At 47.1% G+C, this 24,749-nt stretch carries 27 protein-coding genes; 19 read left to right on the top strand and 8 right to left on the bottom strand.

Annotated features, from left to right (window positions below; all coding sequences use genetic code 11):
- Positions 1-5 precede the first annotated feature (5 nt).
- The 6 genes from ACZ5PW_RS02200 to fliQ all read left to right on the top strand — a co-directional run bounded on the left by ACZ5PW_RS02200 (position 6) and on the right by fliQ (position 3,426).
- A complete protein-coding gene (locus ACZ5PW_RS02200; RefSeq protein ID WP_464557642.1) occupies positions 6-734 on the top strand; it encodes an OmpA/MotB family protein in 729 nt (242 codons plus the stop codon).
- 22 nt (positions 735-756) lie between these two features.
- On the top strand, positions 757-1,257 hold the full coding sequence (locus tag ACZ5PW_RS02195) for a flagellar basal body-associated FliL family protein (protein ID WP_464557641.1): 501 nt from the start codon (positions 757-759) through the stop codon (positions 1,255-1,257).
- 91 nt (positions 1,258-1,348) lie between these two features.
- Entirely contained in the window at positions 1,349-2,032 is a 684-nt protein-coding gene (fliN, locus tag ACZ5PW_RS02190) for a flagellar motor switch protein FliN (protein ID WP_464557639.1), read from the top strand.
- The gene (fliO, locus tag ACZ5PW_RS02185; protein ID WP_464557637.1) at positions 2,025-2,390 is read left to right on the top strand and encodes a flagellar biosynthetic protein FliO; all 366 of its coding nucleotides are present in this window, start codon (positions 2,025-2,027) and stop codon (positions 2,388-2,390) included. Before fliN ends, fliO begins: the two co-directional genes overlap by 8 nt.
- Positions 2,323-3,117, top strand: coding sequence for a flagellar type III secretion system pore protein FliP (fliP, locus tag ACZ5PW_RS02180; RefSeq protein ID WP_464557635.1), 795 nt, complete (start codon positions 2,323-2,325; stop codon positions 3,115-3,117). Before fliO ends, fliP begins: the two co-directional genes overlap by 68 nt.
- A 39-nt stretch (positions 3,118-3,156) precedes the next feature.
- Positions 3,157-3,426: a flagellar biosynthesis protein FliQ gene (gene fliQ / locus ACZ5PW_RS02175; protein WP_464557633.1), complete on the top strand. Its 270-nt coding sequence runs from the start codon at positions 3,157-3,159 to the stop codon at positions 3,424-3,426.
- 86 nt (positions 3,427-3,512) lie between these two features.
- On the opposite strand, the gene rlmB is transcribed toward fliQ, so the two are convergent.
- Complete coding sequence (gene rlmB / locus ACZ5PW_RS02170; protein ID WP_464557631.1) at positions 3,513-4,274, bottom strand: 23S rRNA (guanosine(2251)-2'-O)-methyltransferase RlmB; 762 nt, start codon at positions 4,272-4,274, stop codon at positions 3,513-3,515.
- A 428-nt stretch (positions 4,275-4,702) separates the two neighbouring features.
- Between rlmB and ACZ5PW_RS02165 the strand changes: the two genes are divergently transcribed.
- Positions 4,703-6,322 carry a lytic transglycosylase gene (locus ACZ5PW_RS02165; RefSeq protein WP_464557628.1) on the top strand — a complete coding sequence of 540 codons (1,620 nt, stop codon included), beginning with the start codon at positions 4,703-4,705 and terminating at the stop codon, positions 6,320-6,322.
- A gap of 153 nt (positions 6,323-6,475) precedes the next feature.
- On the top strand, positions 6,476-7,840 hold the full coding sequence (locus ACZ5PW_RS02160) for an NAD-dependent succinate-semialdehyde dehydrogenase (protein ID WP_464557625.1): 1,365 nt from the start codon (positions 6,476-6,478) through the stop codon (positions 7,838-7,840).
- A gap of 207 nt (positions 7,841-8,047) precedes the next feature.
- On the opposite strand, the gene aroE is transcribed toward ACZ5PW_RS02160, so the two are convergent.
- The 6 genes from aroE to queA form a co-directional block, all read right to left on the bottom strand.
- Positions 8,048-8,866: a shikimate dehydrogenase gene (aroE, locus tag ACZ5PW_RS02155; RefSeq protein ID WP_464557623.1), complete on the bottom strand. Its 819-nt coding sequence runs from the start codon at positions 8,864-8,866 to the stop codon at positions 8,048-8,050.
- Between the two features lie 369 nt (positions 8,867-9,235).
- Complete coding sequence (locus tag ACZ5PW_RS02150) at positions 9,236-9,778, bottom strand: 2-oxoacid:acceptor oxidoreductase family protein (RefSeq protein ID WP_464557620.1); 543 nt, start codon at positions 9,776-9,778, stop codon at positions 9,236-9,238.
- A gap of 1 nt (position 9,779) precedes the next feature.
- The gene (locus tag ACZ5PW_RS02145) at positions 9,780-10,538 is read right to left on the bottom strand and encodes a thiamine pyrophosphate-dependent enzyme (RefSeq protein ID WP_464557618.1); all 759 of its coding nucleotides are present in this window, start codon (positions 10,536-10,538) and stop codon (positions 9,780-9,782) included.
- Entirely contained in the window at positions 10,538-11,608 is a 1,071-nt protein-coding gene (locus tag ACZ5PW_RS02140) for a 3-methyl-2-oxobutanoate dehydrogenase subunit VorB (RefSeq protein ID WP_464557617.1), read from the bottom strand. Before ACZ5PW_RS02140 ends, ACZ5PW_RS02145 begins: the two co-directional genes overlap by 1 nt.
- Complete coding sequence (locus tag ACZ5PW_RS02135; RefSeq protein ID WP_464557616.1) at positions 11,608-11,841, bottom strand: 4Fe-4S binding protein; 234 nt, start codon at positions 11,839-11,841, stop codon at positions 11,608-11,610. Before ACZ5PW_RS02135 ends, ACZ5PW_RS02140 begins: the two co-directional genes overlap by 1 nt.
- A gap of 177 nt (positions 11,842-12,018) precedes the next feature.
- The gene (queA, locus tag ACZ5PW_RS02130; protein ID WP_464557615.1) at positions 12,019-13,104 is read right to left on the bottom strand and encodes a tRNA preQ1(34) S-adenosylmethionine ribosyltransferase-isomerase QueA; all 1,086 of its coding nucleotides are present in this window, start codon (positions 13,102-13,104) and stop codon (positions 12,019-12,021) included.
- Positions 13,105-13,252: 148 nt separating this feature from the next.
- Here queA and ACZ5PW_RS02125 point away from each other — a divergent pair, with 148 nt between their 5' ends.
- The 8 genes from ACZ5PW_RS02125 to ACZ5PW_RS02090 all read left to right on the top strand — a co-directional run bounded on the left by ACZ5PW_RS02125 (position 13,253) and on the right by ACZ5PW_RS02090 (position 20,806).
- The gene (locus ACZ5PW_RS02125; RefSeq protein WP_464557613.1) at positions 13,253-13,930 is read left to right on the top strand and encodes a hypothetical protein; all 678 of its coding nucleotides are present in this window, start codon (positions 13,253-13,255) and stop codon (positions 13,928-13,930) included.
- A 175-nt stretch (positions 13,931-14,105) separates the two neighbouring features.
- Positions 14,106-14,600, top strand: coding sequence for a hypothetical protein (locus ACZ5PW_RS02120; protein ID WP_464557612.1), 495 nt, complete (start codon positions 14,106-14,108; stop codon positions 14,598-14,600).
- A complete protein-coding gene (gene coaBC, locus ACZ5PW_RS02115) occupies positions 14,600-15,811 on the top strand; it encodes a bifunctional phosphopantothenoylcysteine decarboxylase/phosphopantothenate--cysteine ligase CoaBC (RefSeq protein WP_464557611.1) in 1,212 nt (403 codons plus the stop codon). Before ACZ5PW_RS02120 ends, coaBC begins: the two co-directional genes overlap by 1 nt.
- Positions 15,787-16,581 carry a hypothetical protein gene (locus tag ACZ5PW_RS02110; protein WP_464557609.1) on the top strand — a complete coding sequence of 265 codons (795 nt, stop codon included), beginning with the start codon at positions 15,787-15,789 and terminating at the stop codon, positions 16,579-16,581. Before coaBC ends, ACZ5PW_RS02110 begins: the two co-directional genes overlap by 25 nt.
- A gap of 68 nt (positions 16,582-16,649) precedes the next feature.
- On the top strand, positions 16,650-17,954 hold the full coding sequence (locus tag ACZ5PW_RS02105; RefSeq protein ID WP_464557607.1) for an NfeD family protein: 1,305 nt from the start codon (positions 16,650-16,652) through the stop codon (positions 17,952-17,954).
- A gap of 28 nt (positions 17,955-17,982) precedes the next feature.
- Positions 17,983-18,765, top strand: coding sequence for a slipin family protein (locus ACZ5PW_RS02100; RefSeq protein ID WP_464557604.1), 783 nt, complete (start codon positions 17,983-17,985; stop codon positions 18,763-18,765).
- The gene (locus ACZ5PW_RS02095) at positions 18,765-19,772 is read left to right on the top strand and encodes an NAD-dependent epimerase (RefSeq protein WP_464557601.1); all 1,008 of its coding nucleotides are present in this window, start codon (positions 18,765-18,767) and stop codon (positions 19,770-19,772) included. The genes ACZ5PW_RS02100 and ACZ5PW_RS02095 overlap by 1 nt, the downstream gene beginning before the upstream one ends.
- A gap of 254 nt (positions 19,773-20,026) precedes the next feature.
- Positions 20,027-20,806, top strand: coding sequence for a ParA family protein (locus ACZ5PW_RS02090; protein WP_464557598.1), 780 nt, complete (start codon positions 20,027-20,029; stop codon positions 20,804-20,806).
- A gap of 49 nt (positions 20,807-20,855) precedes the next feature.
- Here the strand turns inward: ACZ5PW_RS02090 and ACZ5PW_RS02085 are convergent, their stop codons facing one another.
- Positions 20,856-21,281 carry a hypothetical protein gene (locus ACZ5PW_RS02085; RefSeq protein ID WP_464557595.1) on the bottom strand — a complete coding sequence of 142 codons (426 nt, stop codon included), beginning with the start codon at positions 21,279-21,281 and terminating at the stop codon, positions 20,856-20,858.
- Positions 21,282-21,401: 120 nt separating this feature from the next.
- Between ACZ5PW_RS02085 and ACZ5PW_RS02080 the strand changes: the two genes are divergently transcribed.
- From ACZ5PW_RS02080 to ACZ5PW_RS02070, 3 genes are all read left to right on the top strand, one after another.
- Positions 21,402-22,331, top strand: coding sequence for a ParB/RepB/Spo0J family partition protein (locus ACZ5PW_RS02080; protein WP_464557593.1), 930 nt, complete (start codon positions 21,402-21,404; stop codon positions 22,329-22,331).
- A gap of 27 nt (positions 22,332-22,358) precedes the next feature.
- Complete coding sequence (gene rfaE1 / locus ACZ5PW_RS02075) at positions 22,359-23,369, top strand: D-glycero-beta-D-manno-heptose-7-phosphate kinase (RefSeq protein ID WP_464557591.1); 1,011 nt, start codon at positions 22,359-22,361, stop codon at positions 23,367-23,369.
- Between the two features lie 86 nt (positions 23,370-23,455).
- Entirely contained in the window at positions 23,456-24,715 is a 1,260-nt protein-coding gene (locus ACZ5PW_RS02070; RefSeq protein ID WP_464557590.1) for a PP2C family protein-serine/threonine phosphatase, read from the top strand.
- Positions 24,716-24,749: the final 34 nt, after the last annotated feature.

Raw genomic sequence — 24,749 nt, 5'->3', positions numbered from 1 at the left:
AGGCTGTGGGCAGGGATAAGGTAAAAAAGCCGCCGGAGCCGGGCGGGGGGTGGCTGGTAACTTTTTCAGATCTGGTGACCCTGCTTTTGACTTTTTTTGTGCTCCTGCTAAGTATGGCTTCAATGGACCAGAGCTTTATTACCCGCGTGACTATCATGCCTGCTGAACTTGGCTTTCTTGATAAGCGCAGCGCGGGAAGGGTGTCTGCCAAAGTAAAGCTCGTCAGTGAGTTCCTTGAAAGACCCTGGGAGGTTCTGGAGAGGCAGAACCGGATAAAAGATCTTCTTTTCCCGGATGATGTACTCCCACCGGATATGGACCGCTCCACTCTTGATGAAAACCTGAAGGTATTGGCAAAACCCGAGGGGGTCGCGTTGGTGCTTACTGACAAACTGCTGTTTCCTCTTGGTGAGTCTAAGCTTGACGAGAGTGCCAAAAGGCTGCTTTACCAACTGGTTCCGGTTCTGGACTATCTGGGCACGGCTGATGTAAATGTTGCCGGGTACACTGACAACGTGGGTGGCATGAGTCTGTCAAATTTTGAGCTTTCCGGCGACAGGGCAATGTCTGTGCTCACTTTTTTTGTGGAGCAGGGGATTCAGAACGAAAGAATGACGGTTTCAGCTTACGGGCCTACTTATCCGATGTTCAGCAATACGACACCGGAAGGCCGTAACCAGAATCGGCGAGTGGAAATATTGATCAAAACCACCCCGCATATGGGTGGATATTAACTAAACGAAGAGGCTGACAGAAATGGCTGACGAAAGTGGCGAAGAGCCGAAAAAGAAAGGTGGACTACTGAAGTGGATCATCCTTGTGGTGCTGCTGGCAGCTCTTGGTGGAGGCGGGTTTTTCGCCTATCAGAAATTTTTTGCCGCTCCGCCGGAGGATGCAGCGGAAGCTCCTCAGGAAGATACCGCTGCTGACCCCGATCAGGGGCCTTTACCTGGAGAAGGCTTCAACGTGACACTTCCGACTTTTGTTGTGAACCTTGCCGACCCTCTTGGGCGAAGGTATCTCAAGCTGGGTGTTGATGTTGAAGTGGTCAGCGAGGAAGCTGTTGCTGAGCTGTCCAAAAAAGAGCCGATGGTTAAAGATACCCTGATTCTTCTGCTTTCAAGTAAGACATTTCAGGATCTTTCCAGCATGGAGAGCAAAATCCTTCTTAAAAAGGAAATTGTTGACAGGCTCAACCAGATTCTGGGCGGCTCTAAAGTTTTACAGGTATATTTCACAGATATGGTTATCCAGTAGCATGGAAATTGCTGGTAGGTTTTTGGCAGTCATTAATTTGTCGCTGCTTCACCGAGGGTAACTGTATGAACATAGTCGGAGGTAAACTGCAATGATGTCTGATGATCTTGATCAGGATAAACTGGCACAGGAATGGGCGGATGCCCTGACCGATGATTCTGATGACGGTGATCCTCTGGCTGATGATCTTGGTGGCGGTGGTGATGAAGCCCTAGCAGATGAATGGGCTGCTGCTCTTTCCGAACAGGATGACTCCGGAGGCAGTGACGAAGACGCGTTGGCCGATGAATGGGCCGCTGCTTTGGGTGAGCAGGGTGATGACCTGGGCGGGCTTGGTGGCGGCGGTGGCGGTGGCGATGCCGACCTAGCAGATGAATGGGCTGCTGCGCTTGCTGAAGATACCGGTGATGATATCCGCAAGGAGAAAGAACAGGAATTTCTCAGGACTCAGACCCGTGATGCTGACTTCAAGGATATGACCAACGAGGCTAAGAACCCCAGACATGACGGTTCCCGTCGTGATCTTGACTTTATCCTTGATATCCCTCTTGATGTTTCCGCTGAGCTGGGACGCTCCAAAATGCTGATTAATGAATTGCTTCAACTCGGAACCGGCTCTGTTGTAGAGTTGACGAAGCTGGCCGGTGAGCCGCTTGAGATTTATGTCAACGGCAAGCTGGTCGCACGTGGAGAAGCTGTCGTCATTAATGAAAAATTCGGTATAAGACTGACAGACATCATCAGCCCTATCGAGCGGGTGAAGCATCTTGCCTAACGCAACATCCATACCTCCCATGGTGCCGGATGCAGGGGTCGGCTCCATTCTCAAAATGGGTGGGGCCTTGTTTTTCATACTGGCGATGCTGCTGCTGGCTTTTTACCTTTTGCGGAGATTCAATATCGGTGGCAGTTTTCCCGGTGTACGCAAGGGGGCGCTACAGATTGTTGACCGTCTTCCGATAGGCCCCCGGCAGAATATTACAGTGGTCAAATACAAGGATCGCGAGATGGTGGTCGGGGTGACTCAGGATCGAATAACTTTGCTGCATGCAGGGGATGAAGGGCATGAACCCAGAAATAAAGATTTTTCCGGATATCTTGAAAAAGAAAGTTCCGGCTCTTCTGACTCTTAGCGTAGTTCTTCTGCTGATTCTGCCTGCAGTTGTCTTTGCGCAGGAACAGACTATTCCCACGCTGACGCTCAATCTCGCAGCAGGACAGGAGGAGCCCGAGCAGGTCGCCAAGATGCTGGAGATCCTGTTTCTGCTGACCGTTCTGGGGATGGCTCCTTCAATACTGCTGACGATGACTTCATTCACCCGAATAATCATCGTTTTTCATTTCTTGAGGCAGGCGATGGGAACCCAGCAAATGCCGCCCAACCAGATCCTTGCTTCCCTGGCTATTTTTATGACTGTAGTCATCATGATGCCGACCGGAAAAGCTATAAATGACACGGCTCTGCAGCCTTATCTCAATGAGGAGATCGGGTTCAGTCAAGCTTTGGACAAAGCCCAGATCCCGGTTCGCAGCTTTCTCTTCAAGCATACACGGGAAAAGGATCTTTCAATTTTCTACTCCATTACCGGCGAAAAAAGACCTGAGACCAAAGAAGATGTAAATACTATGCTTCTGGTTGCTGCTTACACCATCAGTGAGCTTAAAACAGGATTTACTATCGGGTTCTTAATTTACATACCTTTTTTGATTCTCGATATGGTTATCGCCAGTATCCTTCTAGCGATGGGTATGATGATGCTGCCGCCGGCAATGGTTTCACTGCCTTTTAAAATTTTGCTCTTTATCATGGTTGACGGATGGTCGCTCCTGACAGGATCAATCGTCAACACGTTCCAGTGACCGGGGGAGTAGTGCGTCTTTTTTACCTGGAGGTTTGTTATGACTCCTGAATTTGTTATCGGCTTCGCAAGACAGTCAATTGAGCTGGCCCTTACGCTCGCCCTGCCCATGCTGGCAGTGGGGCTGGTTGTAGGTATTTTCGTATCAGTTATTCAGGCGGCTACCCAGATTCAGGAGATGACTTTAACCTTTGTTCCGAAGATTGTTTCAATGTTTCTGGCCCTGCTTTTCGCTTTCCCCTGGATAATGGACAAAATGATAGAGTTTACCAGAAATATATTTCTAAACCTCCCTAATTATATAAAATAGAAAAAGTTTAGACTTTACTTAAAAACTAAGCCCCGCAGTGCAGAGTAACTCTGCACTGCGGGGCTTTGACATTCAACATACTGTTTTTATGATGATAATCTTCTTGAAAACTCACTGATAAGCATCGCACCCGCCTGAGCAACGTTCAAGGAGTCAAAGTCACGGCGAAAAGGGATATGAATAAGTTTTTCGCAGCGTTTTTCTACATTGAATCGTATTCCCTTTTCCTCATTGCCAAGGACCAGAATCGACGGACTGTTCAGTTCGGTGGTATAGGCCGGTGAGGAGTCTTCAGACAGGCCAGCCCCGTATATACTTATTCCCAAGTCCAACGCTTTATCCAGAGCCTGAGATATGTTGCTTACCCGGGCCACTGGTAATTTGGTCAGCGCTCCTGCACTGGCTTTGACCGCTGCAGGTCCTAAAAACGCTCCACCATGTTTCGCGGTCACTATCCCCGCACCGCCGAGAGCATAAAGGGTGCGGGCCAGAACTCCGATATTTCCGGGATCCTGTACCTGGTCCAGAACTACCAGCAGGGGCAGTGGGGCTTCGCTGATTGTCTGCAGCAGGTTGTCATAATCCGCGAATGAAAGAGCAGCGACTCGTGCGATTACCCCCTGATGATTGCCTGTAAATATTCGGCTCAGTTCAGCTTTGTCGGCTATTTTGTACTTGATGCCGAATTTTTTGCATCTTTGGATCGTGCGCTCGAAATTTTTGTCCTGACGGCCTTTTTGTAGAAATAGCAGGTCGATCCTTTCCGGAGCGTCCAAAAGTAGCTCCTGGACCGGTTTACGGCCCGCTATGATAGTATTGTCATTATCTCTGGTATTGTTTTTCATCATTTTTTGCCTTGTATATTTAAGTACGCTGAAAACATCGGGACTTCTAAACTGTTGAAGCTGCCTAGTCCAGTCTGTTTAAAACAGTGCGTGATGGTGGATTTTGATTGCTCAATTAAAAAGATATGTTACATTTTCCCAGTTTCAGGGACGGGGTAAAAGGTATCGTTTTCAAACGGTAGATTTCCCGAAAACCCTTATGGCACAACTGTTTCTGTAGCCTATTCCTTTTGTTTTACTATTGCAAACGGTCCAACTTTAGGATAGCTCTACTATTGTTTGATTTCATCAAAAATGCACGGAAAACTCTTTAATAATTAAGTCCTTGAGCATAATAATGCCGCAAGTAAGCGGTTAAAATCTATACTTTTTCTAAATAATCTATGGATAAGATCAAAACTTTTGCAGTCAAGACTGACAAGGGGTCGAACATGCTGAATTCGCTCCGTTTACTGGCATTACTGGCAGTTTTTTTTATTTTTGCCGGGTGTGCTGCCAAAACCGCACCCGTAGCTGAAAAGGAGGTTTGCGATCCTCCTGTTCAGGTTGAACCAAAAATTGAAACCGAGGCTGAAGTCGCGGATTCTGGCCTGCAGCCTCTGGACCCTGAGCTTGAGGAAGCTCCCGAGGAACCGGAATCCCTCACCCCTGAGGAACAGAAGGTTCTTCAGTCCAGTAATGGTATATATTTTAATCTGGATGAACACGACACAAAAGAAGTTCGCCAGTATTTCGGGTTTTTTACACATAAGGCCCGTAAAACCTTCGCCCGCTGGCTGAAACGCTCCGAGCCTTTTCTGCCTTATGTGCGTCAGGTCCTCTCTGATAACAATATGCCGCAGGACCTTGCCATGCTGCCTTTCGCTGAAAGCGGATACAATGCATGGGCTTATTCCCGCGCAGGTGCTGCCGGGATGTGGCAGTTCATGCCTTATACAGGGCGCAAGTTCGGTCTGCGTGTTGACTGGTGGGTTGATGAAAGACGTGATCCGCACAAAGCCACCAAGGCTGCAGTTGAATATCTGAAAGTTCTCCATGAAATGTTCGGTGACTGGCATCTAGCCCTTGCTGCTTATAATGCGGGTGAAGGTAAGATCGGCAGGGCTTTAAGGAAGACCGGCTGTGATAACTTTTTTGATCTGACCAAGAACAATTACAAGCTCAGCTACCGCTACAGACTGCGCAAGGAAACCAAGAACTATGTGCCCAAGTTTATAGCTATTTCCAAGATTTTCAAGAATCTGGAAGAACTTGGGTTTGATAATATTGATTGGGATAAAGGCATTCAGGTTGAGACTATCAAAGTTCCCGGTGGAACTGATCTTCTTGCCCTGGCAAAAGCATGTGGCATGAAATGGAAAGAATTCCACCATCTCAACCCCCATTTCCGCCGTCAGGTCAGCCCTCCCGATGGCGAGATCAATGCATATCTGCCAGAGCGGGTGATGGCTGACGCTTCTGATTATCTTGAATCTCCGGGTGCACGTCCATTCGCGGGCTACAAACGGTACAAAATCCGTTCAGGAGACTCCTGGTATCGAATCGGACGCAGATATGGTGTTCCTGTTGCAGTTCTTAAATCTGTCAACAATCGCAGATCCAATCTGATCAGGCCGGGGCAGTACATCATGATTCCCGGTAAGGATTCTCAAAAATCATTTTATTCCGCAAAGAAAAGTAAGACCCGCCGTACTGCACAGAGTCGTTCCAACTACCGTGTACGCAGAGGGGATACTCTCTGGGATATTTCAAGGCGTTATAATGTGAGCGTGAAGACTCTGCGTAAAACCAATGGGCTTTACTCCAACAAGCTCAAAATTGGACAGAAGCTCTATATTCCTGATAATAATGCCCGAAGCTCCGCCCGTTCTATCGCAAAGGCAGAGAATGTGAAGCAGCAGCTTGTCAGGTATCGTGTCAGACGCGGCGACAATCTCTGGAAGATCGCCCGCCGTTTCGGAGTCAAGGTTTCTTCTCTCATGAAATGGAACAGGCTTAATTCCAAAAGTATCATCAGACCTGGTGACAGGCTTAAAGTTTACGTTCGGTAGACTGTTTTCCCGATTAAAACCAAGGGCGGCTGCATGATTGCAGCCGCCTTTTTCGCTTTTAGGAACTTATCCATGATGTCAGACTGGTTGCATTTTAAGCCGGTTTGGTGGAGGTTGTTCCTTTCTTTCAGTTACAACAAGGTATAATAGACCATGGCAATTCAAAGCACCAATCCCATGAATGGAAAAGTCGAAATGGTTTTCGACGAACTTACTTCTGAACAGACCGATATAGCTCTTGGCAATGTTGAAGCCGCCTATCGTAAGTGGCGTAACACTCCGGTCGAGCACAGGGCAGACTGTTTAAAAAGTCTGGCTCTGGTTCTCAGAGAAAAAGCCGATGATTTTGCTTATCTTATGGCAGTCGAGATGGGTAAACCCTTGAATTCCGGCAGGGCTGAAGTCCTTAAGGCCGCGACCGTTTGCGACTATTACGCTGAAAATGGTGCGGCAATGCTTGAGAGAAAGGAGATGGCAGTTGATGGGATGCAGGCATATGTGGAGTATGCCTCCATGGGTACTGTTCTGGCCGTTATGCCCTGGAACTATCCGGTTTGGCAGGTTTTACGCATTGCTGTTCCTACTCTTATGGCCGGAAATACAATGGTGCTTAAGCACGCTTCAAATGTCCCGCAGTGCGCTTTGGCTATTGAGGAGGCTTTTCAGGAGTCGAAGTTTCCTGCAAATGTTTTTCGTACTTTGTTAATTGGTGCGGGACAGGTTGAGTCTGTACTGGAGCATGATTCTGTTGTGGGAGTGTGTCTCACCGGAAGTGAAGATGCCGGGAGGAAGGTTGCAGCCATTGCGGGTTCAAAGCTGAAAAAAAGCGTGATGGAACTTGGCGGGAGCGATGCTTTTGTTGTTTTGGCGGATGCAGATCTTGACAAGGCCGCCGAGACCGGTGCTGCTTCCCGCTGCTCCAATGCGGGACAGGCCTGTATCGCTGCAAAGCGTTTTATTGTTCACAATGATGTCTATGATGATTTTGTGGGCAAGTTGAAAGCTCAAATGGAAATCATTCCAGTCGGAGACCCTCTATCTGAAGAGACTGTTATGGGTCCAATGGCTTCTCATGCTTTCAGAAATGAGTTGCAGTCCCAGGTTGACCGCTGTGTTTCCGCAGGTGGGCAGGTGCTTATGGGCGGACAGATTCCTGATGGTGATGCAGCATTTTATCCCGCTACTATAATTTCGGGAATCCCGTTTGATTCAGATGTGGCTCGTGAGGAGTTTTTTGGTCCGGTTGCAATGATATTTCGTGCTCAGAATGAAGCAGAAGCCATGAAAATGGCCAATGACAGCCGTTTTGGTTTGGGAGGGGCTGTGTGGACCAGAGACGAGGGAAAGGGGCTTAAATTAGCCCGCCAGATCGAAGCAGGCCTCGTCTACGTTAACGGCAGGGTTAGCAGCAGGCCCCCTTTGCCCTTCGGCGGAGTGAAGAACTCCGGCTACGGACGAGAATTGGCAGAACATGGAATCCGCGAGTTTGTGAATGTAAAGTCCATCTGTATTGGTTAACCCCTAAAGGCTCCCGCACGTAGCCCTGCCTTTATCCCGTATCCTGTTATAATTATGAAGATATTTTTTACGGGCTAACTGTCCGAAATACAGACAGTTAATTAGAGATAAGTCATGGTACAATTAAAAAGCTCCAAGTAAGCTTTTTTTAAATAATCAAGACCTCTCAGATTGTTTACAGTTGGATGGTTTTGACCTTCCGTTTTTCTATAGATTCATCAGCAATAATTGGCGTGCTTCTTTCTCGTTCAGCTCAACCCCAGTCCATATTTTGAATTGCTCAAGCCCCTGGTGGATGAACATTTCTATGCCATGGAGGATTTTGCATCCTTTTGTTTTTGCTTCTTTGAGTAAAATTGTCTCCATAGGATTGTAGACAAGGTCGTAGACTATTGTTTGTTCATCCTGATTATCCATGATCATGGGGTTGATCTTTTCAAATTTACCGGACATTCCCAGAGAAGTAGAGTTTATAACAAGATCAAAGTGTTGATCTCCTCGATGCTCCCAATCTATAGATGACATTTTAAACTCGCAAGCAAGATCATCAGCTTTGCTTTCAGTCCTGTTGGTTACGTATATTTCTTCTATATTCAATTCCTTAAGACCTGTGAGCGCAGCGCGAGCAGCTCCACCAGCTCCGATCACAAGAGCTCTCTCAATCTGATCACAATACGGCCGTAGTGGTTCGGAAACCCCCGCAGCGTCAGTATTATCTCCCACGATTTTATCATCCCGCCAGTAAAGTGTATTCACCGCACCTACGGAACGAGCACGCTCCGTCAGTTGATCAGTGAAGTCCATTACGGATAGTTTATGTGGAATTGTCACACTCGCGCCGGAAATTGGCAGGTCGCGGAATGTGCGCATGAAGCTCTCCACTTTTTCCGGCATGGTAGGCCACTTCATGTAAACAGCCGGGATATCATATTGATTGAAACCCCAGTTGTGAAGCAGGGGGCTCATAGTATGTCCCAAGGGGTGTCCAATTATGCCAAAAAGTTTCTCAGGTCTGAAAACGTTCATATTTTGCTCCTGTGGACATTTGTGTTTGTTCGCAGTGTCCAAATCGTTTTTTTGCAATAAAACGCTTAAATTTGGTGATAAAATCTGGAGTTATATTGAAAGGCAGGATGTCTGTGTTTGGACAGTCCGGTCTAAACTAATTGATTATGCAAATTGTCGCAAATTCCAAGATGTCAGCAGAATAGACTATTAACCAACATACAGGTTGTGGGCTTCCGGGGAAATTTTTATTGCATTTTGGAGGATATTAAACCTGTTGCAAAAAGGATCAGTCCTGCTGAGAGAATTCCGGCAGAGCGTCCGGAATCAAAAAGCCCGGCACGAATCTGATTCCTGCCGGGCTTATACTTGCTGATTATGACTTTGTCATTAAATGGCATCTGCTCCAGCTTGAAGAGCTTCGGCATTTTTAGGAATCAGATGGCTGTAGTGAGCGGAAATCACGTTTTCAAGAGAGTCGATGACTGCCTGAAGTTCCATGATTCCTGTCGCTTTTACGAAAGCGCCCAGAGCAACCATGTTTGCCATGCGGGTATTACCGATCTTGTCGGCAATTTCGTTGCAGGGGACCATGTAAGACTTTATTCTCTCAGTATCGACCAGGTCTGCGTCAATAAGAGAAGAGTTAACAATCTGGATGCCGTTATCCTGAAGCATGGGCTGAAACTTATCAAGTGAAGGACGGTTCATGATTATCAGACTGTGAGGCCTGCGGATAATCGGTGAACCGATTTCATCTTCGGAAAGAACAACGGTACAGTTTGCCGTGCCTCCGCGCATTTCAGGTCCGTAAACAGGAATATAGGTTACATTGAGATCTGCATTCATGCCGGAGTAGGCCAGCAGATTACCGATGAGCATAACGCCCTGTCCGCCGAAACCGGCAATGATGCTGTCGAGGTATTTGCTCATCCTAGTCCTCCGCGGTTACGTCTTTATATTCACCCAGGGGGAAGTAGGGGATCATTTCGGATTCAACCCTTTCGTTAGCCTGAATGGGAGTCATTCTCCAGTTGGTGGGGCAGGTTGCGAGCAGTTCGATGAAACCGAAGCCGAGTCCCTTCTGCTGCACTTCGAAAGCCTTTTTCATGGCTTTTTTGGCCTTGCGGATGTTTTTTACATTATTCAAGGCAACGCGTGCAGAGTAAGCAGTTCCACCAAGCTGTGCAATTATTTCAGCCATGCGGATTGCCTGACCTTCCTTCATTGGATCTCGTCCGGCAGGTGAAGTCGTTGTTTTCTGACCTTCCATTGTGGTGGGGGCCATCTGTCCACCGGTCATTCCGTAAACTGTGTTGTTTACGAAAATGATGGATACTTTTTCACCGCGGTTGGCAATATGCATGATCTCAGCCATACCGATGGAAGCGAGGTCGCCATCACCCTGGTATGAGAGCACGAATTTGTCGGTACGGGCGCGTTTTACACCGGTTGCGACTGCTGGAGCACGTCCGTGGGGGGCTTCAACACTATCCACATTCAGATAGTTGTAGAGAAACACGGAGCAGCCGATGGAGGTGACGAGCAGGGTGTTTTCCTGCAGGCCCATTTCGGTAAGCACTTCTCCAGCTATTCTGTGGGCTATGCCGTGTTGGCAGCCGGGGCAGTAGTGTGTGGGCACATCAACGATAGCATCAGCCCTGTCAAAGGCGAGAATTTCTTGTTCACTCATTATTCTTTCCCTCCAAGGCTTTTGAGGATCGGCTCCTCGAAGTCGTCGGGAGTGGGCAGGTTACCGGGCATGAAGCCGAAGAAATCACTGTCGGTGATAGTGCGGATTGAAAGGCGCACGTCTTCAACCATCTGTCCGAGGTTATGCTCAATTGTCAGGAATTTCTTACCCTGTTCAGCCAGATCCTTGAGATGGGCTGAAGGGAAGGGGTAGAGAGTGATGGGGCGGAAAAGACCTACCTTGTGACCCTCTGCACGAAGCTTTCTGACTGTGCTCTTAACGATGCGGCCGATTGATCCGTAGGCAACGACGATAAGATCAGCATCTTCTGTTTCAAAGAGCTCCTGCTTGGTGTTTTTGGCCATATCATCATACTTGGCCTGAAGTGCCTGGTTATGCCCGGCAAGGGAGCCTTCGCTAAGGAAAAGTGATTTGATGATTCTGTGATCACGGTCCTTTGCGCCTTCGATACGCCATTCTTTACCTTCACCTTCGGGCTTTTCTTCCGGTGTCCATGCGATGACAGGCTCTTTCATCTGACCGATGATCGCATCACCGAGAATCATCACCGGATTGCGATATTTGAAAGCAAGGTCAAATGATTCAATCACGAGATCGTAGGCTTCCTGACAGGTTCCGGGAGCAAGAACGAGAGTCCGGTAATCACCGTGACCGCCGCCTTTAGTTGCCTGAAAGTAGTCACCCTGGCTGGGGCCGATGTCTCCAAGCCCCGGTCCGCCACGGTTCATGTTGACGATAACTGCCGGGAGCTGGCTGCCGGCAAGGTATGATATGGCTTCCTGCTTCAGGGATACACCCGGGCTGGAGGAAGATGTCATGCAGCGCACACCGCATGCCGCAGCACCGATGAGCATGTTTGCCGCAGCCACTTCACTCTCGGCCTGAACGAATTCACCGCCCACTTTGGGCAGTTCCGCGGACATATATTCCGGAATGTCGTTCTGCGGGGTGATGGGGTAGCCGAAATAGCATTTGAGTCCGGCAGCGATAGCGCCTCGGGAGATGGCCTCATTGCCTTTGATGAAAAGCTTTTCGCCGTTCTTAGCCATTACTTATCTCCTTTGGCTTTCTTGGTTCTGTATACCCGGATTGCTATATCCGGACAGATCAGCGCACAGGAAGTACATCCGGTACACTGTTCCATATCCTCAGCCTTGACTTCAGCAACTTTATAACCGTGCTGGTTGAATCGGTCGGATTGCCTTATTATTTCCTTTGGACAGACAGTGGTACAGAGCAGACAGCCCTTACACCGTTCTTCCAAAAATTCTACTCGTGACATCCTAATCTCCTGTTACCGTGACAGAAAAGCCCGTCATTTCGACGGGCTGGGACCTGTGAGTCTTCAAAAAAAATGTAGCACATGAAAAAAAATGTGACTGTTGAAAAACAGACTATAGCTATTTGTTCTTATGCGCAAATTTTTCGCTCAAAAATATGGCAAACCGATATTTGTATCTTATTTTATATACATTGAGTCCCCATAAGAGAAAAAGCGGAAGTTATTATCAATTGCCTTCTTGTAGGCATTCAATACATTTTCCCTTCCGGCAAGAGCGGAGATCATCATGACCAGAGATGACTCAGGGAGGTGGAAGTTTGTCAGCATCTTATCCACCACTTTAAACTCAAAGCCGGGGTATATGAAAATATCCGTTTCACCTTTGAACTCGGCGATTTCCCCGGTCTGCATGAATGCTCCCTCAAGAGTTCTGGCTGAGGTGGTTCCAACGGCTATAACCTGTCTCCCTTCGGACTTTGCTTTGCGAATGGCTTCTGACGTTTCTTCTGGAATTTCAATGTATTCACTGTGCATTTCATGATCACGGATATCCTCAGCCCTTACCGGGCTGAAAGTACCGTATCCGACATATAGAGTGACTTCGGCCCGCTCGATACCTCTGTCTTTTAGCTTTCGGTTGATCTCTTCTGAGAAATGCAGACCCGCAGTGGGTGCAGCAACTGAACCGGCTTTCTCGTCACAGGCATAAAGGGTTTGATACCGTTCATTATCGGTCTCATCTGCTGCACGGCGAATGTATGGTGGAAGGGGGATGTTTCCACACTTCTCAAATATGCTTTTCAAATCTCCTTTCCATTCCAGTTCCACTTCCGAGAGCCCGAATTTGCCTTTTCCCTTTACTTTAAGGGTCATTCCGCAATCAAAATGGATGATGTCTCCCGGCTTTGGCCCCTTTGAAGCTCTCAGTAACCCCTTGGCATGAGCTTTGTACCCCCCCGGTACCGGTACCGGTTCAATAAGAGGGAGGGGGGTAAGCAGCAAAAATTCCACCCGCCCTCCGGTAGGTTTTTTACCGAATATTCTCGCGGGGATAACCTTTGAATTGTTGGCGACGAGAAGGGCCCCGTCTGGCAGAAGATCTACTATATCTGTAAAGTTCATTACTTCTGTGTCACCGGTCTGCCTGTCGAGAACCATCAGCTTTGAGCCATGGCGCATTTCCGCAGGGCATTGTGCTATCTGGTTTTCAGGTAATTCAAAGTCGTAGCTTTTTAATAGAAAGTCTTTATTTGTTACGTTCATATTTTCAGTTTTCTTTATTGGTGATAATCTGGTAAGAATCTACTCAGCAGGCACGGTAATGCCCCGTCAGAGCAGTGTTTGTTCTTTGATTGTCCGGTCAGGCTTAAGCCTGATTTTCACGTTGATCATGAACTCCGGATTGTGCTTTATGAAATGGTTATCTGTAGCAGAAATATCTAAAATCACAATGATTCCAGCTCCTACGGCGCGTCGTTACGCATCGCTGTTCAAGGAGTTTCTCCCGAGTAAAAAAATGGGCCGGGTCACCAAATATCCGGAATCCGCTGTGGAGATATTCCAACGGATTGTATCATTATATAATGATGGAATGGTAACCACGGAAATTGAGCAGCAGCTTCGTTCCGAATATCCTCGTACTATTGAGGTCAGCCCCTCAGAGCGGAGTGTTCCATCACAGCCCTCTATGAACATACAGGCTGAACTCAGTGGAGCTTTCGCTGAGATGATGGACAAAATGAGCCGGTCACTGGAAGTGATAGCAGACCAGAAGTCAATCATTGAGGAACAGCGAGAAGATATTTACAAGCTCAAAAAAGCTTTTGTTCTTCTTGCCCGCAGCCAGAAAAAAATCAAGGCCCTTCCGCAGCTCGATATAAAATCCATTACCGAAGAATACGATGAGCGCACCAATGCCCTGGAGCAGAAAGATGTGGAACTAGAAGTGGCTACCACTGAATTGGCGCAGGAAAACAGTAACTTGAAGCACAAGCTTGAGGTTATGGAAGCTGAGCTCATCCGGCTCCGAAAGGACAGACGGGAAATGGAAAATTATTTTCTGGACAAAATTAAAAAGCTTCAGGGCTGATCACAGTTTTGCTGGCTCTGATTTGATTTTTTGGCCGCTAAACTGTAGATAAAGTCTAGAAGAAATGCGGGTTATCATGTATATAAGCCGGAGCCCGTATGAATCAGAATATTTCAGGTCCAGCCTTGCTGGCGTAAATTTCAATAAGCTTTTGCATTAGAATCGGAGGATTAACATGCAGACCTACATTAAGACCTTTCTTGTTTCCCTGCTTTTCGTGGCTCTTGCCGGGTGTGTTGCCGGTACCAATAAATCTTCTTCAGAAGAACCAGCAGTTGCAGCCGCAGGGGTGTCTGAAAGTTATGAAGAATTTGTTCCTTACACTGAGTTTGATGACATTGCAGTGCCTAACGAACTCAGTAGAGTTCCTGACAGAACATTCATATATGAAAACAGTGACTTTAAAACCGGTATGATAGTGATGGAAGGCCGGGTTGAGAACCAGAGTCTGATTGACTTCTTTGTTAATCAGATGTCAAAAGACAACTGGACAAGGGAGAATTCCATTATCTCCAATGTGTCCACACTGGTTTTCAAGAAACCTTACAAAAGCTGCATGATCAGAATCACCGACGGCACTTATAATACTGAAGTAGAAATTTATGCAGTTGAACTAAAAGCTGAAGCCCTTCGCGATTCCAGCGGGGTTCATGAACAGAATCTACAATAATGAATGAACATCTCAATTTTGACTGCTTTTTAGGAAAACGTATCCATCTGGGAGTTTGCGGTTCAATAGCAGCGTACAAGTCACTGGACCTGTTGCGCATGTACCGCAAGGCCGGAATAGAGGTCAGTGTTACTTTGACCGATGGAGCGCAGGAATTTATCAAGGGCCTCAGTTTTGAGGCCCTTGGTGCTTTCAAGGTCTGGGAGAAGATGTTTCCGACAATGGATGATACATTCGGACATCTTGAGCCCGGGCAGGCTGCTGATGCCATGATGATCGTACCTGCAACTGCATCAATGCTTGCCCGCATGGCTCATGGTCTGGCCGATGATATGCTCGCATGCCAGGCTCTCGCCTTCAGTGGTAAAAAGCTTGTCGCCCCGGCAATGAACCCGGCAATGTGGGATGCGGCGGCCACCAGATCCAATTGCGAAACCCTTAATGAACACGGTGTAGAGTTCATCGGTCCTGATTGCGGGGATGTTGCCTGCGGTGATCATGGAAGGGGACGCATGGCTCCGCTTGAGGCTGTTTTTGCGGCCGGCTTGAGAGCTGTTTCCCCTGACGATATGAGCGGTAAGCGTGTGCTGATTACCCTTGGCCCGACTCGCGAAAAATGGGATGCGGTCCGCTTCTGGTCCAACCCTTCATCCGGCCTTATGGGAGCTTGTCTTGCTATGGCCGCGTGGCTGCGGGGGGCTGAAGTAACTGTTGTTTCCGGTCCTGTTAAGTGGTGGTTTCCCGATGATGTGAATGTGATCAGGGTGGATTCTGCGCAGCAGATGTTTGATGCTTGCATGGAAGTGTGGCCTGATTGCACGACCGGATGTTTTACTGCTGCTGTTGCCGATTTCAAGCCTGTTCCGCATGGGGCGGGTAAATTCAAAAAGGCCGGCAATGACAATCTTACCGTGGAATTTGACTCCAACCCCGACATTCTTAAGACCGTAGGGTCAGTCAAACGGGATGATCAGCGTCTGGTCGGTTTTGCTGCAGAGACTTCCAATATCAAGGATGCAGCAAAAGGTAAGCTTGAGCGTAAAAATCTTGATTTGATTGTTGCCAATCCGATTAATGTGCCCGGAGCCGGATTTGAGTCCTCGACAAATTCAGTTTATATACTGGATAAAGCCGGACGCTCCGAAGAGTGGCCGAATCTTTCTAAAAATGAAATTGCGTGGCGGATATGGGATCACCTTCTGCTGAACTGAATGTTCTGGAGTCTTTCAGGCCGTGGTATCAAAACGGCCTGCAATATATTTATAAAGAAGCACTGCCGGGATTGGAGCAGCTTGAAAAAGCTCCTTCTCGGCAGGGTGCAGTTGCGCGTGCCGGTTTAAGTACACAACAAAGTGCCGCGCAGGGACCGCTAAGAAAGAATCCGGTTTCTCAAGATAGGGGAGCCCCTTCCACTAAGCCTCCACAAGGGTCTGCAAGGAGCGGCTTTCAGCAACCGACTCCTGCTGCCAGACCTTCCAGAGTCCCTACTGCCAGAAAGAGGGGACCGGAACCCAAAACTGATTTTCCTGCACCTGATATCTGGCCCGCTCCCTGGAGTTCTCTGGCGGAAAGAATTTCTCCCCGGCTGCAGATTTTCTGGACCTACTCAAAACTCGGACAGGATTTATCAGGGCAGGCAGATGGTGAGCGACGTAAACTTTTTCAGTCTCTGATAGGTTATATGGGACTTCCCAAGGGTGCTATCTCATTTTGGCCCTGTACCAGCTGGAACGGAGCTGAATTCGAAAACCGTCCTGACATTTTCTGGAAGGGAGTCAAATCCTATGGAGTTAAGTTTGTTGCCTGCTTCGGTGACGAGACCCGGTCAATTATTGCTCCCGATGCTCCATCCAGTGCTGCTTCCGTTCATGTAAATGATGTTCAGCTTGTTGCTTTACAGGATCCTGATTTCCTTAAAACCCTTCCTCCAGATGAGCAGCAGTTGCTTTGCATTTCTCTGCTGCGTCTCCCCTTATTTTAAATTCTCTTTTGTTTATTTCTTCTCCGTGTGATGGCATTATATAAAAAATGTAATCACACGGAGTTGTAATGCTGCCATTTAGTTTCAAATCAAAACTGATTGTCTTCTCAGTCCTGATTTCGTCTTTTATCATGTTCAGCGGGGTGGCCCGGGCTGCGGAGGTGAGTATCCTCAGTGCGGAAATTGAAAGCGCAATAAGCCCCGCTCAGGTCCAGCTTCTGGAAGAAGTGATCGCGCAAGCAGATGATGACAATCACGACGTTGTTCTTCTTAGGATCGATACTCCGGGAGGGTTAGGGACATCTATGCGTGATATGGTCAAGATCATAATGAATTCTGATCGACCAATAGTCACGTGGGTGGGACCTGACGGGGCTCAGGCTGCTTCAGCTGGAACATTTATCGTTGCAGCTTCACAGATTGCATCCATGGCACCGGGGACAACAATCGGAGCGGCAAGTCCTGTATCATCTTCGGGGGAGGATCTGCAGGGTACTATGGGCAAGAAGGTGACCAATGATATGGATAGTCTTATCAAAGGCATTGCTCGAAAGCGGAACAGGAACATTGACTGGTATTCCGAGGCGGTCCGTGAAGGTTCCAGTCTTAGTGCTGAGGAAGCCGTTGCTCTTAATATAGTAGATTTTCTGGCAGTATCTGTAGATGATTTAATAGAGCAGGCCGGCGCCAGAGGACTGGAGAAGGGGGTTTCCAAAGTGAAGTTTTCGAAAGATGAAGTTGAAATCATCGAGTACGAACCCGGTTTCAGATATTCCGTACTTTCATGGCTTCTTGATCCTCAGGTCGCATATTTCCTTTTGCTTGGCGGGATATTGGGAATATTCTTTGAACTTTCACATCCAGGAACATTGTTGCCCGGTGTGATCGGCGGATTCTGTCTTTTGACAGCTCTTTATGCCATGTCAATTCTTCCTACAAATGCAGCAGGGCTTTTACTGATCGCTTTTGGAGCAGTGCTCTTTATCCTTGAAGTGTTTATAGTAAGTTTCGGTTTACTCAGTATAGCTGCGGTCGCCAGTCTGTTTGTCGGTTCTCTGGTCCTTTTTAGAGGTGACGAGATGTTGCAATTACCATTGGGAACAATTCTGGGAACAGTCGTTTCATTTTCCGCTTTCGCAGTCCTGCTTATTTATCTTGTGACACGGGCTCAGCTTCGCAAATCCGGTGTAGGGCTTCAATCCATGGTAGGCCTTGAAGGAGTCGTTCTCATTTCTGAACAATCAAAGATGAAAATCAGGGTAAGAGGTGAAATATGGAGTGCCGTGAGTGAAGAAGGCGTAATTTATGAACAGGGTACAGCTGTTCGCGTTGTTCATGCTGATGGTCTTACCTTGAAAATTGTAAGAAAATAGTGATCAAATAATCATTCAGGAGGATTTTATGACTTTTATTATTCCAGTTGTTCTATTTGTGCTGTTTTTTATGATCACGGCTTTGAAAGTCTTGAACGAATATGAGCGTGGAGTGATTTTCAGGCTTGGACGGGTGATAAATACTAAAGGTCCCGGACTGATAATCCTGATCCCAGTGATTGATAAGATGGTTCGTGTATCATTAAGAATAATGACTCTTGATGTTCCTCATCAGGATGTGATCACTAGAGATAACGTTAGTGTCAAGGTCAACGCTGTTGTTTATTTCCGTGTCACAGATCCCAGCAAGGCGGTTCTGGAAGTTGAGGATTTTATGTTTGCCACATCTCAGCTTGCACAAACCACCCTCCGTAGCGTATGTGGAGGCGTTGAGCTTGACGACCTGCTTTCCAAACGTGACAAGGTCAACAGTGAGATTCAGGAAATTCTCGACACTCATACCGATCCGTGGGGAATTAAAGTCAGTACCGTTGAGCTCAAGTATATTGATCTGCCGCAGGAAATGCAGCGGGCAATGGCCAAGCAGGCCGAGGCTGAGCGTGAGCGCCGGGCCAAAGTCATCAATGCACAGGGTGAATTTCAGGCAGCTGATAAACTATCAGAGGCTGCAAAAATAATTTCAAAACACCCTGAAGCATTACAATTGAGATATTTGCAGACTCTAAGAGAAATGTCTGCTGAAGGAAAATCTTCCACCATAATCCCTCTCCCTCTTGATTTATTGAAAATGATGGCACCGCTAAGCGGCAAGGGGGAGGCAATTGAAAAACACGACGAGAGCGATAAATAATGAAAGTCCTAGTCACTGGAGCAGCCGGCTTCATCGGTTTTCATCTTTCAAGCAGACTTCTGGCTGAAGGTCATGAAGTTGTAGGTCTGGATATTCTTAATGATTACTATGATGTAAACGTTAAGAAAAACAGGCTTAAGCAGATCGAAGATAATGCGAATTTCAAGTTTGCCTACATGGACATGGCAGACAGAGCGGCAATGGAGAAACTTTTTGCTGAAGAAAAGTTCACTCATGTCGTAAACCTTGCCGCTCAGGCTGGAGTTCGTTATTCTCTCGAAAATCCGCAGGCATATGTTGATTCCAACGTGGTCGGATTTATGAATATCCTTGAGGGCTGCAGACACACTGGAGTTGAGCATCTGGTCTATGCATCTTCAAGTTCAGTGTATGGACTTAACACCTCAATGCCTTTCAGTGTGCATGATAATGTTGACCATCCGATAAGTATGTATGCTGCTACCAAGAAATCCAATGAATTGATGGCTCATTCTTACAGCCATCTTTTTAATATCCCAACTACCGGACTAAGATTCTTTACTGTGTACGGTCCATGGGGCAGACCGGATATGGCTCTTTTCCTTTTCACTAAGGCCATATTTGAAGATAAGCCCATCAATGTATTTAACCATGGTAAAATGCTTCGTGATTTTACTTACATTGATGATATTGTTGAAGGCGTTGTGAGAGTCATGAAAAATACTGCCACTTCGAATCCTGACTGGTCCGGGGATAATCCTGATCCGGGTACAAGTCCTGCTCCTTTCCGCATTTATAACATTGGCAATAATCAGCCGACTGAGCTGATGCGCTATATTGAAGTGCTTGAAGAGTGTATTGGCAAAAAGGCTGAAAAAAACATGATGCCCTTGCAAGCGGGAGACGTTCCTTCTACTTTTGCCAATGTAGATGACTTGGTTAGTGATGTAGGATTTAAACCGGATACCTCTATTGAAGAGGGGATAGCTAAGTTTGTCGAGTGGTATCGCGCTTACTATAATGTTTAGATTTTCTTAGCGATTAATTTCAGGGCCGCTCATTGAGCGGCCTTTTTTTTGTCTCTTTTAAGTCGCTTCATTCGCTTTGTGGAGATTCCTTTGTAATGTCTGATGGTTAACAAGTGATCATTATTAACAGTCGTTTTCTTGATTTAAATTTTTTTTCAGTCTACTTTGTGCGTTGAACGTTATGCGTCAATTAGGTAGCACGTGTTTCACGTGAAACATGAAAATTTGAAATCTCATGAACAGGACGGTTTCAAGTGGCAAAAAGAATCGTAGTTGCAAACCAGAAGGGTGGAGTAGGTAAAACTACTACCTCCATCAATTTATCCGCATCTCTGGCCGTAATGGAAAAAAAAGTTCTTCTTGTGGATTGCGACCCACAGGGGAATGGGTCAAGTGGGCTTGGATTCTACCCTGGTGACTCCAGAGAAAATGTTTATTCTGTACTTTTTCAGCCTGAAAGAGCACATGACGCAATTTATCAGACAGACATCCCGTATCTTTCATTAATGCCAGCCAGTCAGGATCTGGTCGGAGCGGAGATTGAACTAATAGATAAGATGGGTAGAGAGTACTACCTAAAAGAGCTTGTTGAAAAAGTTGATGATGATTTTGATTACATAATATTTGACTGCCCCCCTTCTTTGGGATTGCTGACAGTTAACGCCCTTTGTGCAGCCAAGGAGCTTCTGGTGCCGCTGCAGACAGAATACTATGCTCTGGAAGGAGTGGCACAGCTGCTGATGACTTTCGAGTTGGTAAAAAAAAGATTGAACCCCGATCTTTCGGTTTTAGGGGTGGTGCTGACCATGTACGACCGCCGTAATAGACTAGCAAGACAGGTTAAGAATGAAGTGCGTAAAGCCTTTCCGGACAGCCTGTTTGAAACTATCATTCCGCGTAATGTCAGGCTGTCGGAAGCACCCAGTTTCGGTAAACCAGCTATTTCATATGACGCTAAATCAAACGGTGCTTTAGCTTATGTTAACCTCGCTCAGGAAGTGGTAGCGAGGCATGCTGAGCAGGAACAGACATAAAAAAAGGCCGACAAGGTCGGCCTGAAATTCCTGTTTTTGCGGGAGTTCGTTAGTAGCGTGCTTCCATTCTTTGTGTCTTTTTGTCTATGAAAGGCTGGCACTCAACTGTGATTTCATCCTTGAAATGCTTTTTGATGATTCTGGCCTGACACTTGGTACATTTAAATGATACCAGGCCACCGAGGTTGCAGGATACAAGCCTGAACTTGCGTGGTTCATCCTTTTCCCAGTTCTCAGTTTGATTATCGCAAAGCTCACAGTGGACATCTGTGTCAACGGGGTAGGGAAAATCCCAATACTCCTTGAGCAGTTCCCAGTCTCCTGTAGGTTCTGGGCGCTCGGCAGGAGCTTCTTTGGGAAGAAAATCTTTGAGATGGGGCTTCATCTGTGTCCACATCTCAGCCGCGATCAGGACGCCAATCAGATTGCCGTCTTTATCGAAAAGTTCAGTCAGATTATCATCGTGTTTAGACATTTTGCCTCCGACGGTTCATGAGTTCAAGTTGATGGGCATACAATAATCACGGTTTGAATCAAGTCAAAGGAAATCTTATTAGCTCTTCGTGTGAGGAGTATCGTATAAAGGAGTATGGTCATGGCAGGAGTAACAGGTGGTCTCGGAAGAGGGCTTGATGCTCTTCTCGGTGGCGGCAAGTCGGGAGAAGAATCAACAGGCAAGGATATCTCAATTGATGCGCGGCAGATCGACATTGATATGATTGTGGCTAATCCTAATCAGCCCCGCAAGGAGTTTTCTCCGGAAGCCTTAAAGGATCTGTCTGAATCAATCCGTTCCAAAGGAGTTCTGCAGCCTATTCTTGTCCGTCCTGTCTCGGGTCGCAGGGATAGATTTGAGCTGGTAGCCGGTGAGCGTCGTCTTCGGGCCTCTAAGCTTGCAGGGCTTGGTGAAATTCCGGCACTCGTTAAAGAGATGACTGACCTTGAGAGCATGGCCATCGCTCTCATCGAAAACCTGCAGCGCGAGGATTTGAACCCTATTGAAGAGGCAAAAGGCTATCAGGAGCTGATTTCCAAGTTTGGCCTCAGTCAGGAACAACTGGCCGGGCAGGTAGGCAAAAGCCGTTCCGCTCTTTCAAACTCGATGCGTCTGTTAACATTGTCTGATTCGATTCAAGATGCAATCGGCGATGGGAAAATTTCTGCGGGCCACGGAAGAGCACTGATGGCAGTGAGCGAAGATGAATCCAGAGAAGTTCTATTTGAGAGAATTGTTTCTGGTGGATTATCGGTTAGGCAGGCTGAAAGTGCAGCAAATTACTTCAAAGAAAATGGGGAGCTTCCTCCTGAGGAAGCTGTTCAGAAGCCTAAGGGATCTAAAAAGGCTAAAAAGGAGCCGAAGCCTGTTGATGAGAGTCTTAAGCGGATTAAAGGTAGACTGGAAAGTGCACTGGAGACCAAGGTCTCTTTCAGCGGTTCGCATGCTAAAGGCAAATTAAGCATAAAATATTCTTCAGAAGAAGAGCTTGAGCGGCTTGTTGCAATTCTTGAACTGCGTTCCAGTTAACCCCATTTCAGAGGAATCACATAAATAATGAACAAAAAAATTTTAAGCGTGCTGCCTGCTCTCAAAGGGCAGAAGGTTCTGATTATCGGGGACGTAATGCTTGATCATTACGTGATTGGAGCGGTTGATCGTATTTCTCCTGAGGCCCCTGTTCCCGTTGTTCAGGTGACTGACGAAAAGTATCTTCTGGGTGGCGCAGGAAACGTGGCTAGAAGTATCGTAGCCCTTGGGGGAGAGCCTCACCTAACCGGCTTTGTAGGACGGGATGAAGAAGGTAAGGTTTTTGCCCGCCTATGTGCTGATTCAGGTATCAATTGCAGCCTCCATGAGTCAAACGATCGTCCAACCACAAAGAAGACTCGTGTTCTGGCTCATAATCAGCAGATGGTTAGAGTCGACAGAGAGAAAACGGATGATTTCTCTGCAGAGCTGATGGATAATCTTTTTGATTTTCTTGAAAAAGAAATCTGTAATTACAAGGTGGTGATCCTTTCCGACTATGGGAAAGGAACTTTGTCTCAATCCTTTTTTGATCGTTTTTGGAAGTTGATTGAAGAAAAGAGGCATAAACCTCATATTCTTGTTGATCCGAAAACAGTAAACTATGATCGTTACAAGTCCGTGAGCCTCCTTACTCCTAATGCCAAAGAGGCTGGGGAAGGTGCCGGTATGCTCGTTAAAAGTCGCAGTGATGTGCTCGAAGCCGGGCGCAGGCTTTTTGATAGGCTTGATCCTGATCATTTGCTTATCACCCTTGGGGGAGATGGAATGGCTCTTTTTGAGTCTCGTGAAGTAGTGAAGCATGTTCCTACTTTTGCCCGCAAAGTCTTTGATGTTACTGGCGCGGGGGATACCGTAATTGCTACAATGGGCTTAGGGCTTGCTTCAGGACTCGACCCTCTTACTTCAGCTGTACTTGCGAACTATGCAGCAGGAATCGTTGTAGGTCAGGTCGGTGCTGCAACTGCTTCCGTTGAAGAACTTGCAGAAGCTGTCCGCAATTGGCCTAAGCCGGAAATAAACACTTGGAGTGAATAATACTTGAACTTGTTCATGCTAACATGACATAAAGAAAGGTGAAGCTGTATTCCATTCTGAAAGTCTAAAAGGAGTCGGGGGGAGAAGTGAGTAGACAGGCTAAACGTTTGCAGAAGCTTATTCAGGCGAATGAAGTGTTGGCAAGTATTGAGTCTCTGACTGATCTCCTGCCGCAACTGCTCAGGCTGGCTCAGGATGTCACGGGTGCTGAGGCTTCTTCGATTTTACTTTATGATGAAGAGAAGAATGTCTTACGGTTCACTCTGGCTATGAATGACGTTCTGGGTGAAGAAAAGATGAAGGAGCTTAAAACCGGTTTTGAACTGCCGGTAGGGCAGGGAATCGCCGGTTGGGTAGCGGAGCACAGGACTCCCCTTAATGTTACCGACGCTCAGAATGATCCCCGTTTTTCCAAGGCCGCGGACAAAAAAACCGGATTTGTTACAAGGTGCATTCTCTGTATCCCCATTATTCACAGAGAAAGGCTGCTGGGTGTTGTGCAGGTTCTTAATTCTGCAGCCAAGGAGTGTTTCGGTCATGAGGATCAGGAATTACTTGAGAGCTTCGGACATCTTGCAGGGGTAGCTCTAGTGCGTTCCGATTTACTGATTCAGCGCCTGAATCAACAGAAATTTGAGACTCAGCTGGAAGCGGCTTCAAGGATTCAAAAGCAGTTCAGTCCCAAGCAGCCGGAGCTTGAGGGAGGCAACATAATATGGGGCAACTCTGTCCCTGCTCAGTTTGTAGGTGGTGATCTCTATGATTTTATACCTATTTCAGATGGAAGCTGGTATATTTATGTAGCAGACGTTTCCGGAAAAGGTTTGCCTGCTGCACTGATTATGTCCGCTTTGTGGACAAGAATAAGAGCTGAATCTTTGAGTGAGAAAGATCCCGGGAAAATGCTTGAGTCCATCAACATCGGGGCATGGGAGTTCATGGGTGGAGAGATGTTCGCCACAATGGTTCTCATGCGTTATCATCCTGATACTGGAGAAGGGCAGTTCGCTGTGGCAGGGCATACTCCGCCGATGCTTGTTTCAAAGGGTGAAGTTACCGATCTGGAGCGGCCTATGGGCCTTCCGGTTGGAATTCTTGACGAGGGTGAGTTCGGGACTCTGGATTTTAAGCTTGAAAAGGGGCAGTCGCTGATTGTTGTCACGGACGGAGTTGATGAAGCCAGAGCCGGAAACGGTGATTTTTTTGGTGAGGAAAGGTTGTTGGATACGTTACGCAGCTCTGGTGAACCTCCACTAGGGGAAAAGCTAATACAGAAAGTAGCCGACTGGCGTGGGGAGACCCCTCCGAATGACGACACTACAGTAGTTGAAATTTACAGAGCCTAGCGTCCGAAAGCGCAGGAGCGTTCGCGGAAGCTGA

Source organism: Maridesulfovibrio salinus, assembly GCF_055394525.1.
This window is presented reverse-complemented; position numbering and strand designations above follow the sequence as displayed.

Bases quoted from the DNA above. Each gene is read 5' to 3' on its own strand.
- ACZ5PW_RS02195 (WP_464557641.1), top strand. From the start codon at position 757: ATGGCTGACGAAAGTGGCGAAGAGCCGAAAAAGAAAGGTGGACTACTG.
- fliN (WP_464557639.1), top strand. From the start codon at position 1,349: ATGATGTCTGATGATCTTGATCAGGATAAACTGGCACAGGAATGGGCG.
- fliP (WP_464557635.1), top strand. From the start codon at position 2,323: ATGAACCCAGAAATAAAGATTTTTCCGGATATCTTGAAAAAGAAAGTT.
- fliQ (WP_464557633.1), top strand. From the start codon at position 3,157: ATGACTCCTGAATTTGTTATCGGCTTCGCAAGACAGTCAATTGAGCTG.
- rlmB (WP_464557631.1), bottom strand. From the start codon at position 4,274: ATGATGAAAAACAATACCAGAGATAATGACAATACTATCATAGCGGGC.
- ACZ5PW_RS02165 (WP_464557628.1), top strand. From the start codon at position 4,703: ATGCTGAATTCGCTCCGTTTACTGGCATTACTGGCAGTTTTTTTTATT.
- ACZ5PW_RS02160 (WP_464557625.1), top strand. From the start codon at position 6,476: ATGGCAATTCAAAGCACCAATCCCATGAATGGAAAAGTCGAAATGGTT.
- aroE (WP_464557623.1), bottom strand. From the start codon at position 8,866: ATGAACGTTTTCAGACCTGAGAAACTTTTTGGCATAATTGGACACCCC.
- ACZ5PW_RS02150 (WP_464557620.1), bottom strand. From the start codon at position 9,778: ATGAGCAAATACCTCGACAGCATCATTGCCGGTTTCGGCGGACAGGGC.
- ACZ5PW_RS02145 (WP_464557618.1), bottom strand. From the start codon at position 10,538: ATGAGTGAACAAGAAATTCTCGCCTTTGACAGGGCTGATGCTATCGTT.
- ACZ5PW_RS02140 (WP_464557617.1), bottom strand. From the start codon at position 11,608: ATGGCTAAGAACGGCGAAAAGCTTTTCATCAAAGGCAATGAGGCCATC.
- ACZ5PW_RS02135 (WP_464557616.1), bottom strand. From the start codon at position 11,841: ATGTCACGAGTAGAATTTTTGGAAGAACGGTGTAAGGGCTGTCTGCTC.
- queA (WP_464557615.1), bottom strand. From the start codon at position 13,104: ATGAACGTAACAAATAAAGACTTTCTATTAAAAAGCTACGACTTTGAA.
- ACZ5PW_RS02125 (WP_464557613.1), top strand. From the start codon at position 13,253: ATGAAATGGTTATCTGTAGCAGAAATATCTAAAATCACAATGATTCCA.
- ACZ5PW_RS02120 (WP_464557612.1), top strand. From the start codon at position 14,106: ATGCAGACCTACATTAAGACCTTTCTTGTTTCCCTGCTTTTCGTGGCT.
- coaBC (WP_464557611.1), top strand. From the start codon at position 14,600: ATGAATGAACATCTCAATTTTGACTGCTTTTTAGGAAAACGTATCCAT.
- ACZ5PW_RS02110 (WP_464557609.1), top strand. From the start codon at position 15,787: ATGGGATCACCTTCTGCTGAACTGAATGTTCTGGAGTCTTTCAGGCCG.
- ACZ5PW_RS02105 (WP_464557607.1), top strand. From the start codon at position 16,650: ATGCTGCCATTTAGTTTCAAATCAAAACTGATTGTCTTCTCAGTCCTG.
- ACZ5PW_RS02100 (WP_464557604.1), top strand. From the start codon at position 17,983: ATGACTTTTATTATTCCAGTTGTTCTATTTGTGCTGTTTTTTATGATC.
- ACZ5PW_RS02095 (WP_464557601.1), top strand. From the start codon at position 18,765: ATGAAAGTCCTAGTCACTGGAGCAGCCGGCTTCATCGGTTTTCATCTT.
- ACZ5PW_RS02085 (WP_464557595.1), bottom strand. From the start codon at position 21,281: ATGTCTAAACACGATGATAATCTGACTGAACTTTTCGATAAAGACGGC.
- ACZ5PW_RS02080 (WP_464557593.1), top strand. From the start codon at position 21,402: ATGGCAGGAGTAACAGGTGGTCTCGGAAGAGGGCTTGATGCTCTTCTC.
- rfaE1 (WP_464557591.1), top strand. From the start codon at position 22,359: ATGAACAAAAAAATTTTAAGCGTGCTGCCTGCTCTCAAAGGGCAGAAG.